This window comes from Neptuniibacter caesariensis (assembly GCF_000153345.1).
GTDB classification, from domain to species: domain Bacteria; phylum Pseudomonadota; class Gammaproteobacteria; order Pseudomonadales; family Balneatricaceae; genus Neptuniibacter; species Neptuniibacter caesariensis.
In genome coordinates this window covers 741378-753821 of sequence record NZ_CH724125.1, presented here as the reverse complement: position 1 = coordinate 753821, position 12444 = coordinate 741378, and the positions used below count along the sequence as shown (strand labels likewise).

Here is a 12444-nt window from a genome sequence, read left to right as displayed (position 1 = left end):
ACGCTCTTTATTGCTGAGCATCTCCAGAATCTGCTGTTTCTCTTCAAGCTTCAGAGACATATGTGCGGCAATCGTGTCAGCCAGACGCCCCACTTCTTCGATATTCTGCAGCGATGAAAGCACTTCAGATGGGATTTTTTTGTTAACCTGAACAAAACGTTCGAATTGTTCCAAGACGGTACGCTTGTATAGCTCATCTTCCGCACTGCTTAGCTCTTCAACCGCCAGGATTGACGCTTCTGCAGTAAAGAAGCCTTCCTCTTCGTGAAGCGTTTCGATGGTTGCACGGTAATCACCTTCAACCAGAACTTTCACAGTACCGTCTGGCAGTTTGAGCATTTGCAGTACACTTGCAACAGTACCTACTGCAAACAGATCTTCTGATGTTGGCTCATCATCGGAAGCATTTTTCTGTGCTACCAATAAGATCTCTTTATCACCAGCCATTGCCGCTTCAAGTGCGTCTATCGACTTTTCACGGCCAACAAATAGCGGAATAACCATATGTGGGTACACCACTACATCTCTGAGTGGAAGTACGGGCAACTCAATCAGTTGCGTCTGAGTATTATCCTGTTGCGTCATGCTGATAAAGCCTCATAAAACCGGTCCGCGATGCTCTGCGGAGAAATTCTGTAATGCACGTTTCTGGTTACATGGGGGTCTGTCTAACCAATTACAACCAGTGATTTATAAAAAATACAGTGCTATGAAGATTGTTGGATGTCGCCGGGGATACTGTGAAGCTGGAAAAAAGCACTTAAAAGTCTTTCGGGCTTGTTCGCCGGTTCCGTAACTTATAGCAACAACCTTGTCAGTAAACAATGAAAAAAGGGGAAATAAATTTCCCCTTTTTTCAGCAAACGCAGTGATTATTTGAAATAGGCCTTATCACGGACACTATGATCGGTTACATCACGCACACCAACAAGGCTGTCGATACGTTCCACCAGCGTCGCTTCAACTCCGTCTTTCAACGTCATATCTACTGCGCTACAACCCTGACAACCGCCGCCAAACTGAAGAACAGCAATATGACCTTCCTCTTCTTCCACAACCTCCATCAACTTAACATCACCACCGTGAGCGGCCAGGCCTGGGTTGATTTCAGAGTAAAGGATGTAATTGATCTGCTCATCAATAGGGCTATCTGGGGATACCTTCGGTACCTTTGCGTTTGGCGCTTTAATCGTCAGCTGACCACCCATACGATCTTTAGAAAAATCAACGTATGCCTCATCCAGATAGGGAACGCTGTTCTTCTCAATGTAAAAACGTAGTGTCTCTAGCTGCATGATCTCATCATCTTCGATCACTTCATCCGGGCGACAGTAAGCGAGACAGGTCTCAGCATATGAAGTACCCGGCTGAGTAACAAACATGCGAACGGCCATGCCTTCAGTGTCCTGCTTAGAAAGCAATTCACCTAAATATTCTTCTGCTGTTTCTGTAACAGTAATGTTCATACGATGTCCTGTATGTTCACGATTTAACAATTGAGCATAGGATACACCGATTCCAATCCCGAGTAAATTGATCAACTATTAGTCAATTTAAACCATACGCAAAGAAAGGCCTTCAAATCATTTCGCTGAAGGCCCCATCATTACTTTTATCTGCTAGAATCGCCTTTTTTTTATTAAACGCTCTTATGCTGTCGCTCGAACGCAAAAAAATCATTCTGGGCCTTGGACTGCCGATCATTGCGGGAATGCTTTCACAAAGCGTCCTCAACCTGATCGATGCCGCGCTTGTTGGCCAACTGGGCGAAGCCTCTTTGGCGGGTGTCGGTATAGGAAGTTATGCCAATTTTGTTGTAATCAGCCTGATTCTTGGGCTTTCTTCTGCCGTACAAGCACTGGTTGCTCGCACCTTAGGCAGTGGAGACAGGGAACGGTCTGTTATCCCGGTCTATTGGGGAATTATTCTTTCTGTTGTCATTGCCCTCCCACTCAGCCTGCTATTCATCTCTCAGTCTGAGCAGTTGACTGGTCTTATGACAGATGACTTAGCCGTGCAGGATATAGCCGCTTCTTATTTCGATTATCGAACAGCGGCGATGGTCGCCGTAGGATTAAACTTATCACTGCGCGGATGGTGGAATGGAAACAAACAACCGGTCACCTATTTTAAGGTACTACTGTTCACCCACCTGCTGAACGTTGTTGTTAGCTATTGCTTAATCTTCGGCGAACTCGGGTTACCTAGACTCGGCGCACCTGGCGCAGGGCTTGGCAGTGCAATCGCCCTGTTTGCGGGGGCATTTTTTAACTTCTGGCTTCTGCGAAAAGAGCTTAAACCGACTCGCAGGCTGATCACTTCACTTATCAGGGATTACTCATTAATACGATTCTTTCGCCTGGCCCTGCCCCACTCTTTGCAGCAGTTCTTGTTGGCACTCGCCATCTGCACCCTGATCTGGATTATTGGTCAATTAGGCACTCATGAACAAGCGATCGCCCATGTACTCATTAACTTGTCACTGTTTCTTATTCTTCCTGCTGTAGGTTTTGGTGTAGCTTCAACGTCATTAGTGAGCCACGCAATGGGTGAGAAAAACCTCCAGGCTGCCTCACGCTGGGGCTGGGATGTGGTAAAGACCGCATTTACTACCGTACTAATACTTAGTCTGCCACTCTTATTCATCCCGGAATCAGTGCTGAAGATTTTTCTTCACTCTGAAGAGATCATTGAGCAAGCAAAACTTCCGCTGCGACTGACAGCTTTGGCGATCTGCCTCGATGCTGCAACGATCGTTTTTACCCAAGCCCTGCTGGGTGTAGGAGCAAGCCGGTCCGTATTACTGATTTCGACACTGGGACAGTGGTGCTTCTTTTTACCCCTCGCCTGGCTATTTGGACCCTTTTTCGGCTTTGGCCTGATCGGTATCTGGCTTGTACAAGTCGTTTACCGCTTTTTATCATCCATTATGTTTATCCGAATCTGGTCTCAGCGATCCTGGCAAAATATTAAAATCTAGTTATAACAACTTGCCATGCCCGACATCCGGGCTTGTTCGCAGCTTTGTGAAGTTGCTATATTGAAGTAAATACCTATAGGGATATGTAAATGGCTGATCAGTCACTAGTTTTTTCTTTTTTCCTGATCTTTACCGGTGCCGCTATCGTCGCTTCACTGGCACTCTATACACGCCAGCCTCTACTGGTAGCCTATATAGTATTGGGTGCTGTACTAGGTCCCTACGGCATGATGATGGTGACAGACACTCAGCTGCTATCAGAGATATCGCATATAGGCATCATATTTTTGCTGTTCCTGCTCGGCCTGGATATGCAACCGTCCCACCTACTGCATATGCTGAAGAAGGCTACCTTAGTCGCCATTTTCAGCTCGCTAATATTCTTCGCACTCGGTTATAGCGTCGGTTATGCGTTTGGTTATACGCAAACCGAGAACATGATCATCGGCATCGCCGTGATGTTCTCAAGTACCATCATCGGTATTAAGCTGTTACCAACGACTGTGCTACATCATCGACATACAGGTGAACTGGTGGTCGGCTTGCTGCTGCTTCAGGACGTTATTGCCATCATGGTTTTGCTATTTTTATACAGTGGCTCAGGCGAGAGCAGCACCAGCGACACCATGGCACAATTCAGCAAGACCATCGCAGCACTTCCGTTAATCATTATTGGCGCATTTGTCTTCGTAAAGTACGTGCTGCTCAAGCTGATCCAGAAGTTCGATCGTTTTCACGAATATATATTTCTGCTCGCTATCGGCTGGTGCCTTGGTTTGGCGGAGATCGCCAACCTGGCGGGGCTTTCTGCTGAAATTGGGGCGTTCGTAGCGGGCGTATCGATCGCTACAAGCCCAATTGCGCAATATATTGCAACCAGCCTTAAGCCATTACGTGATTTTTTCCTGATTCTGTTTTTCTTCTCGATAGGCGCAAGCTTCAACCTTGGACTTGTCGGACAGATAGCAGTACCCGCAATCATTTTGGCGCTTCTTGTTCTGGCCGTTAAACCTGCTGCATTCAGATATCTACTCAGCAGCATTAGTGAATCACCCAAGTTAGGCTGGGAGGTCGGATTCCGTCTTGGTCAGATCAGTGAATTCTCATTATTGATCGCCTATATCGCAGCCGGCGCAAGCATGATTGGAGAAGAGGCCTCTCATGTTATTCAGGCCACCGCGATCTTAACTTTCTTACTCTCCAGTTATGTTGTGATCTTTAACTTTCCTTCTCCGATCGCGGTATCGGATAAATTGCGCAGGGACTAAAACAAAAAAGCCGGCGAGGGCTCGCCGGCTTTTTTTTGGCATTATAATCAGACAAACTGACCGATTTTCCGTTCCGCCCAAAGCTTTTCCGCTTTAGCCTGAAGCGATTCCACATCCCCCTCTTCCCCAAGCAGGCGCAAGGTAACCGCAATGGTAGCTATAATGGCCCGAAAGCCATATTCATGCTCAACCTCTCCCTTCCAGAAAGCCAGAAGTGTTTCAGGTGGTAACTCGTCCTCTTTTACGAAACGCTTCTCAACACTGCGCGGCCACTCATACTCAGTGAGCTCACCATCCGTTACCCACTGCAAAAGGCATTCGGTGTCAGGACGTATTTCCGCTTCACCACCATCACCCTTCATGGTTAGATTGCGCTCTATCCCTAAAAGCTTAGCCGCCTTCTGATGCATAGGACCATAGGGCGGATGGAAGACTCCATCGATACTCGCTGGCGCATCAGCAGGGTTTAACATACGGCATAAGGTATGTACTGGTGATCGCAAACCAAGCACAGGTCGAAGCTTAATAATGGCGCCCAATGGAGGGCAGAACTGATCTATTGCCATATAAGCAAAATTACAGCGCTCCAGCTCTGATTCTGCTTTAGCCCACCCCTCACAGGCGGGTAATCGGAACATAGAGAGCATATCTTCTACATAGATTCTGCCAGGCGTATGCCCTTTAGCACCATGCATGAAGATCCGATAACCATGAGTTGCCAGACACAAGGCAGCCAAAAGGTACCAGGTATGTCGACGCTTCTTGCCAGCATAAGTTGACCAGTCTAGATCAACTTTAATCTCTCGCCCCACGGCATATCGCTGCCTTACAGCATCGGCAAAACCTGCCAACTCTTCAGGCGCTTCTTCCTTAACCCTAAGCAACATTAAAAAGGCACCGAGCTGCTCAGGCTCAACCTGTCCATCCAGAATCATTCCCATCGCCTCAGCTGCTTCTTCACGCGTCAGCGAACGGGTTCCATTTTTGCCTTTACCAAGTATGCGAACAAATGGAGCAAATTGATGTTCTTCTATCATATGCAGATTTAACCTTGTTCTATGCTGCAGGAATCTCTAGAGTGGGTAGCCTTCAAAACAGTTAATCACTTTGCAGACACCGCAATTCGTTTAAGGCTTAGTTTAATGAAATCTTACCCAGAGCAGCTACATATTTTTTTTAATGCTCTGACCTTTTATACACGCTTGAGTGCACCAAAATGGGTAATCTACAAACCTGATTACCAAGCTAAATGCTCAAAATACCTCCCTTGGATTGGCGCCTTAATCGGTGTTTACGCCGCCCTTATCTACTGGCTATGCCAATTCATTTTTCCTGAAAGCCTGGCAATTATTCTGTCGATGTTTACCTCTATCATCATGACCGGAGGCATACATGAAGATGGCCTGGCCGATTGTTGTGATGGCTTTGGCGGAGGCTGGGACAAACAACAGATCCTTAGCATAATGAAAGACTCTCGAGTCGGTACTTATGCTGTTCTGGGGCTGATTCTGGTACTTTTACTCAAATATGCAGCGCTACTGGAGATAGAAGAAACCATACTGACCATCATCTTTGCCCACTGCTTTAGCCGTTTTCTCCCCCTGTTAATCATGCGCAAATCTGCTTACGCAGGAAGGCAAGAAGAGAGCAAATCCAGTGACCTAACCTTCCCTCTTTCAAATACGGATCTGTTGTTAGCGGCAATCCCCGCGTTGATCTGCGTTGTTTTGCTTCCTACCTCTTTCAGCACAGTTATTCTTCCATGTTTACTAATTACCCTATGGCTTAATCATTATTTTCAACATCGAATTGGCGGCTATACCGGTGACTGCCTTGGCTGTTGCCAACAACTAAATGAGCTGCTGATTTATCTATGGTTTTGCCTGGCATTTTTATAGAGACCGCTGTAACGCAGATAGCGGTGCCCCTAAAACAAGGTTTTTGATAGAATCCGCAGCTGATCTCACCCGGTAATATCAGATGAAAAAACAAAATAGCTTGTTTGCCCGCAAACCCGCCAAGTCACCTAAAAGTAAAGCCAGCATGGATTACCCTGAAACGCTGGAAATTATTGGCCTCAGCCACGAAGCCAGAGGGATTGCTAAACACAATGGCAAGACCATTTTTGTTACGGGTGCACTGACCGGAGAGACCGTTAGGTATGAGATCAGCAAGAAGCACCGCAGATTTGATGAAGCTGAGTGCGTAGAAGTCATTACCCCATCACCTAATCGTGTAGAACCCTTCTGCCAATATTATGGACAATGCGGTGGTTGTGATCTTCAACATCTGGAACACTCAGAGCAGATCAAAGCCAAAGAAAGCCTTGTACTGGATCAACTCCAACGTTTAGGCAAATTCAACCCCGAATCGACAACGCCTCCGTTATCTGGCTCTGATCAGGAGTACCGACGCAGCTGCCGTATCGGCATAAACCAACTGATGCGTGATGGAACGCCTATCATCGGCTTCCGACGTCGAGGCAGCAGCAAACTACTACAGGTAGACAACTGTCCAATCCTGATTAATCCGATCAATAAAATCCTCGGTAAACTCAAGGCAGTTTTATCCGAAGCAGATTCTTGTAAAGAGATTACCCATGCGGAACTAAGCATGGGTGACCAACAGGGTGCCATGACGCTCAGGATTAAAAAGCCATTACCTGAAAGCCTCTCATCTTCTTTGCAAAAACTGGCTGAAGACAACGAGTTTCGCCTCTATTTCGACAACGGACAGCAGATTAACGCTTTTGGTGATGAAGCCGATCTCAGCTATCAATTAGAAAAGAGTGAAACCCAGATCGGTTTTAAACCTGGCGACTTTATTCAAGTCAATGCTTCGGTTAATACACAAATGATCAATCGGGCTATGGACTGGCTTGATTTAAAGGATAATGACAGGGTATTGGATCTGTTTAGTGGCGTCGGAAACTTCAGCCTGCCGTTGGCTACTAAAGCAGGTAGTGTTATTGGTGTAGAAGGCGTTGAAGATATGGTGCAACGCGCGCAGAACAACGCCAAACAAGCTGGGCTTAATAACTGTGAATTCTATCGGGCAGATCTAAGCAAGGATCTAAAAGCCCTGCCCTGGTATAAACAGGGTTTTAGCAAGATCCTAATAGACCCTCCCAGAACAGGCGCGTTAGAAGTCATCAAACAACTGGAACAACACCAGTGTGATCAGATTCTTTATGTTTCCTGTAATCCGTCAGCTTTAGCGCGAGATGGCGCAGAGCTTATCCGCCAAGGCTATAAAGCCAGCAAATTCTGCGTGATGGATATGTTTCCTCATACCTCCCATGTAGAGTCACTCGTTCTATTTGAGAAATAAGATGCAAGACAGCTCTGTAGAAATCATTTACGCCGATGAGCATATCGTCGTGGCCAATAAGCCCTGGGATATGCTTTCAGTACCAGGAAAAGGCGAAGATAAGCAGGATTGTCTATGGCGAAGAGTCCAGACCAGCTATCCGACTGCGCGCATCGTACATCGACTGGATTACGCCACTTCTGGAATAATCATACTGGCCCTTACGCTTGATGCCCAACGAGCTCTCAGCCGCAGCTTTCAGGAAAGAGAAACCCAGAAGCGCTATCAAGCTATTATTGCAGGTCGACCTAAAGAAGATTCTGGAAGTGTAGATCTTCCTTTACGCTGCGACTGGGAAAACCGTCCTCTACAAATTGTTGATCACGAGCAAGGAAAGTCCGCGCTAACCCATTGGCTGATTGATGAAGTCACTGAGCTGGGTAGCCGAGTCTTACTGACACCTGTAACGGGTCGCTCGCATCAACTGCGCGTACATATGCAAGCCATGGGGCATCCAATTATTGGTGATCGCTTTTACGCCAGCGAGGAGCAAGTAGCGGCCTCAGAAAGGCTATTACTACATGCAGAATTTTTGAAGCTACCCCACCCCGAAAGCGGAAAAATGATGGAGTTTAACGCACCCTGCCCCTTCTAAATGGCTTGCTAAAGGTAGTTACTAATAATTCTTTGTAACTGCCCATTGCGCTCCATTTCCGCCAAAACCTCTTCAAGCGGACCACTAAGCTCAGAAGGCATTGTTTTTCCGTAGATGATCCACTGGGGTGTTGAGCGGAATTTCGTGGGCAAAACCTTTAAAGAGTATTCAGAATTTTTGGTCAGGTAGTTCAAACCAAGGTCATGATAGTAGAATAAACGTAGCCGCTTTAAACCTAAAAGCTTAAGCGCCTCATCCAGACTATATATCTGCTCAACCACTTCTACCCCAGGCTGTTTTTTTAAGAACGACGCAGAGCTGGTACCAAACAGAGCCCCCACAGGCACCTTATCTGACGCCAGGTCATCAAATGAGTTAGGTAGGTAAGGCTCATCAACATGAGCCGCAACTACATTTGAAACCTCATAAACCGGTGTCGCAGCATAAACAAAGCGTTTCTCTCTATTAGCATTACGCCCTGCCCCGCAATAAATTTTATTAGCGCTACTTTCAACCTGCTTCAGAATCCGTTTGATGGGTAAAGCAACCTGACCTATCTCTAACACCACACCTTTTTCTTCTAAATGAGTGGCTAAAGCCCGATAGAGATCACCACAAAGGCCAGTCAATTCGCCATTTTCAAATAGGTACTTGGGCTTGGAATCCTGAACCAAAGCGATCATCTGATGCCCACCAGCATGGTTAGTGACTGGCACTAGCAGCAATAAGCACAGCGTACTTATACTTAGCAGAGCTCTCAGTTTCAGCATCATATCAACACCCAACGGGACAGTTTTAGAACGACTAATAAAGAACAGTAAATATACCCTGAAATGTCAAATTACACCTGACGTATAATTTTTCCCTGCAAAAAAGCAGCAATGTTTTCAGCGGTTTGATCAATAATCCTTTGTCTGGCCTGTTCGCTCCCCCAAGCAATATGGGGTGTAACCAACAAATTAGGAATATCTGCACCTAAAAGGGGATTTCCGTTTGCAGGAGGCTCGACACTGAGAACATCTGTAGCCGCCGCCGCAATCTCATGATTACGCAATGCACTCGCAAGGTCCTCCTCATTGACGATCCCTCCTCGCGCCGCATTAATCAACATGGCGGAACCTTTCATTTTACGAAAAGTCTCCTCGATAAAAAGGTTTCGAGTGCCCTCGGTCAACGGGCAGTGCAAACTAATCACATCTGAATTTTCAACAACGGTATCGAATAAAACCCGACCCGCTTTAAGCTCAGCATCATCAGGGCGATTAGCAATCAGGACCTGCATGCCAAAGGCTTCAGCTATTTTTGCAACACCCTGCCCCAGATTACCGTAGCCAACAATCCCCAGAGTTTTACCTTTTAGCTCAGAAATCGGGTGATTGAAAAAGCAAAATTGCTGCGCTTTTTGCCACTCACCCTGCCTGACATCATTTGAATAATTCACCAGGTTGGTATGCAAAGCCAGAATCATTGACCAGACATGCTGTACGACCGAATCAACACCATAGGCAACGCAATTTGATACCGGAATAGACAGCTCCGAAGCAGCTTGCTTATCGACAACATTTGTCCCTGTCGCAAGTACACTAATGTATTTCAAACGATCAGCCTGAGAGAGCAGGTCTGCGGACAGCGGAGTTTTATTCGTGATCACTATATCAAAGCCCTGGATCCTATCGCCTACGCACTCTTTAGGCGTAAGATCATATGTAACCAACTCATCTAACTGCGACCTCAAAGGTGATAAGTCGTAAGCCTCAAGTCCGTTAAGATCAAGTATAACTGCACGCATAAACAACTCCTTTCTAACTAAACAAAAAGGGGCCATAAGGCCCCTTTTAGAAATTGATTAGATTCTATTTCTGAAGGTTATCCTTTATTCCCCAGAGAATCTCTTCAGCAACAACAGCAGGCGCGGAAAGCCCCTGGTAAGTATGAACAGTTAGGAATACTCCCTTACGGCTACGGATCAAACGCAACTCGTAACGCCCTGTGTGCTCAAATTTTCCGGTTGAATGGTTATAAATACCTGAATCTTCACCACCAAAGACATAGATAGGCTTGCCAGCAAACCAGATTTTGTAACCCTTCTTGTTGCCCTGATCTTCAGGATCAATCAACGAGTTTTCGGAATCACCATCAACCTCTTGAAGTCGCGCGGCAGTCTTACCAGAGGTGTAACTGATACCATCATCTTCTTCCTCGATGCCAATCGCAGCGTTGAACGCACTTGTATCTAGCTTGATTTCATCTCGATCAGAGTGAAGCCATTCGAAGAAGCCCATCTCCTCAACATTTTCAAATGGAGTTGAAGTTGAGTAAGTCATGTAGAAACGACCTGTATCTGCATCACGGGTACCCACATCCATATCTGCCAGATCCAGAGCTTTGTTAACTTCATTCCAAGCTGTTTCTATATCTGCATCAAGCTTTAATACAGGATTGCCACGAGAGTCACGACCCAACTGAGTGCCGACACGTCGTTTTTCATTGAAGGCAATCAGGGTTTGAGCATTTCGATCTCCGGTCGCTTTCGCAAGATAACGCAGCATCTCAAACATCATGTCAGATTTATAGCTAACATCTCGGGAGGTTTCATTCCAATCGATTGCCGATACATCTTCATCAGCTGCAAAACGAACATGCTGCATGGCTACAGCAGTACGATTGAAGTCGCCGTCGACAGGTCGAAGCGTAATACGCAATTTATCCTTTGTCGGCCCAGGAATATCCTGGAATGTCAGGCGCTTTACCCAAGTATCAATAAAGCTAAACTCTTTGGCTTCATGATAGATCCACTGAGTTTCCATATCTCCCTGACGCGGGTTTGACTTGGCAATATCGATACCATTAAAGCGCCAAAACTCCTGCAGTTTCACCCATACATTGGTGATGCCTTCATCCACGATAATAAGCTTGTCACCACCATCACGCTTCAGGCTAACCGATTCACTTCCAGCTTCAGCATAGAAGAACTCCGGACGCGGTACGATAAACTCACCGGTCCGGGCTGTAGCGACCTGACTCACATCAGGAATCTGCAATGTATCTTCCGTCTGCTTAGATTTAAGGTGCGCAGGAACCTCGAGGCGCTTCCCTTTTTCCGCCAGTTCATAATCCTGGCTCCGATCTCGCACGATCCCATTGTCACCATAAATCGGGTTGTCATCCAGCATGCTACAACCCGTTAGCAGCACACTCGCTACTACAGATAAAGATACAATTTTTTTCATTATTCAGTCGCTTAGATAATTTCGCTGCTACGCAAAGCTTCACGTACTACTTCATGGTATTCATCTGCTAAAACAGTGAGAGGCAAACGAATACCCAGTCCCATGAGGCCCATATCAGCTAAAGCCCATTTTACAGGGATAGGATTAGCCTCAACGAAAAGTTTCTCATGTAATGGCATCAGACGATCATTTAGTGCACGCGCTTCATCTGCCTTACCCGCCAGTGCAAGTTCACACAGATTAGACATCTCCGCAGGAGCAACGTTTGCAGTGACAGAGATATTACCTTTACCGCCACCCAAAATTAGCTCTACAGCCGTAGGGTCGTCGCCGGAATAAACTGCGAAATCTTCAGGTACACGCTTCACCAAATCGATGCCGCGCTCTACATCACCTGTCGCTTCTTTAATACCAATAATGTTATCGATCTCAGCCAAACGAACTACCGTTTCAGTCTGCATATCACATGCAGTACGACCCGGAACATTATATAGGATCTGAGGAATATCAACGGCTTCAGCAATCGCTTTAAAGTGCTGATAAAGCCCTTCCTGAGTTGGCTTGTTGTAGTAAGGCGTAACTAACAGACAGGCATCTGCACCCACTTTCTTTGCTTCTTCAGTAAGCTCTATCGCTTCGCTTGTTGAGTTTGCGCCAGTACCTGCAATAACCGGAATCCGACCAGCAACACGATCAACTACACGTTTAATGACCTGACAGTGCTCATCGCAGTTTAAAGTCGCGGACTCACCTGTTGTGCCCACTGCAACGATAGAATCTGTGCCCTTATCCAAATGCATATCTACAAGTTTGTCGAGATTTTCCCAATCGACATCGCCGTTAGATTGCATAGGGGTAACAAGAGCAACAATGCTGCCAGTAATCATTTTATTCTCCATGAGATTCAAATAGGTTTAGCAAAGGACAAAACTACTCTGCCCAATCGCTTATTACAACCTTAAAACACTACTTATCTGGCTCTAGCTATCTGAAACTATTAAT

General features: G+C 46.2%; 12 protein-coding genes. 5 read left to right on the top strand and 7 right to left on the bottom strand.

Annotated features, from left to right (window positions below; translation table 11 throughout):
* Both MED92_RS03705 and nfuA read right to left on the bottom strand, forming a co-directional pair.
* A partial coding sequence (locus tag MED92_RS03705; RefSeq protein ID WP_007020148.1) for an LON peptidase substrate-binding domain-containing protein occupies nt 1-585 on the bottom strand: 585 nt, incomplete at its 3' end.
* Between the two features lie 287 nt (nt 586-872).
* Complete coding sequence (nfuA, locus tag MED92_RS03700; protein ID WP_007020147.1) at nt 873-1466, bottom strand: Fe-S biogenesis protein NfuA; 594 nt, start codon at nt 1464-1466, stop codon at nt 873-875.
* A 185-nt stretch (nt 1467-1651) separates the two neighbouring features.
* On the opposite strand from nfuA, the gene MED92_RS03695 reads away from it, so the two are divergent.
* Together MED92_RS03695 and MED92_RS03690 are read left to right on the top strand one after the other, a co-directional pair.
* Nucleotides 1652-2980, top strand: a complete 1329-nt coding sequence (locus tag MED92_RS03695) for an MATE family efflux transporter (protein ID WP_007020146.1) — start codon at nt 1652-1654, stop codon at nt 2978-2980.
* 89 nt (nt 2981-3069) lie between these two features.
* Nucleotides 3070-4248 carry a cation:proton antiporter domain-containing protein gene (locus tag MED92_RS03690; RefSeq protein ID WP_007020145.1) on the top strand — a complete coding sequence of 393 codons (1179 nt, stop codon included), beginning with the start codon at nt 3070-3072 and terminating at the stop codon, nt 4246-4248.
* Between the two features lie 47 nt (nt 4249-4295).
* Here MED92_RS03690 and MED92_RS03685 read toward each other — a convergent pair whose 3' ends face one another.
* On the bottom strand, nt 4296-5285 hold the full coding sequence (locus MED92_RS03685) for a glycosyl transferase family protein (RefSeq protein ID WP_007020144.1): 990 nt from the start codon (nt 5283-5285) through the stop codon (nt 4296-4298).
* A 105-nt stretch (nt 5286-5390) separates the two neighbouring features.
* Here MED92_RS03685 and cobS point away from each other — a divergent pair, with 105 nt between their 5' ends.
* The 3 genes from cobS (at nt 5391) to MED92_RS03670 (ending at nt 8212) form a co-directional block, all read left to right on the top strand.
* Nucleotides 5391-6146 (top strand): adenosylcobinamide-GDP ribazoletransferase, encoded by a 756-nt coding sequence (cobS, locus tag MED92_RS03680; RefSeq protein WP_040661521.1) that lies wholly within the window; start codon nt 5391-5393, stop codon nt 6144-6146.
* Nucleotides 6147-6228: 82 nt separating this feature from the next.
* Entirely contained in the window at nt 6229-7578 is a 1350-nt protein-coding gene (gene rlmD, locus MED92_RS03675; RefSeq protein WP_007020142.1) for a 23S rRNA (uracil(1939)-C(5))-methyltransferase RlmD, read from the top strand.
* Between the two features lies 1 nt (nt 7579).
* Nucleotides 7580-8212: a pseudouridine synthase gene (locus MED92_RS03670; RefSeq protein ID WP_007020141.1), complete on the top strand. Its 633-nt coding sequence runs from the start codon at nt 7580-7582 to the stop codon at nt 8210-8212.
* 8 nt (nt 8213-8220) lie between these two features.
* Here the strand turns inward: MED92_RS03670 and MED92_RS03665 are convergent, their stop codons facing one another.
* The 4 genes from MED92_RS03665 to dapA all read right to left on the bottom strand — a co-directional run bounded on the left by MED92_RS03665 (nt 8221) and on the right by dapA (nt 12329).
* Nucleotides 8221-8985: a substrate-binding periplasmic protein gene (locus tag MED92_RS03665; protein ID WP_040661518.1), complete on the bottom strand. Its 765-nt coding sequence runs from the start codon at nt 8983-8985 to the stop codon at nt 8221-8223.
* Between the two features lie 68 nt (nt 8986-9053).
* Nucleotides 9054-10001, bottom strand: coding sequence for a D-2-hydroxyacid dehydrogenase (locus MED92_RS03660; protein WP_007020139.1), 948 nt, complete (start codon nt 9999-10001; stop codon nt 9054-9056).
* A gap of 64 nt (nt 10002-10065) precedes the next feature.
* Entirely contained in the window at nt 10066-11442 is a 1377-nt protein-coding gene (bamC, locus tag MED92_RS03655; protein WP_007020138.1) for an outer membrane protein assembly factor BamC, read from the bottom strand.
* Between the two features lie 11 nt (nt 11443-11453).
* Complete coding sequence (gene dapA / locus MED92_RS03650; protein WP_007020137.1) at nt 11454-12329, bottom strand: 4-hydroxy-tetrahydrodipicolinate synthase; 876 nt, start codon at nt 12327-12329, stop codon at nt 11454-11456.
* Between the last annotated feature and the right edge of the window lie 115 nt (nt 12330-12444).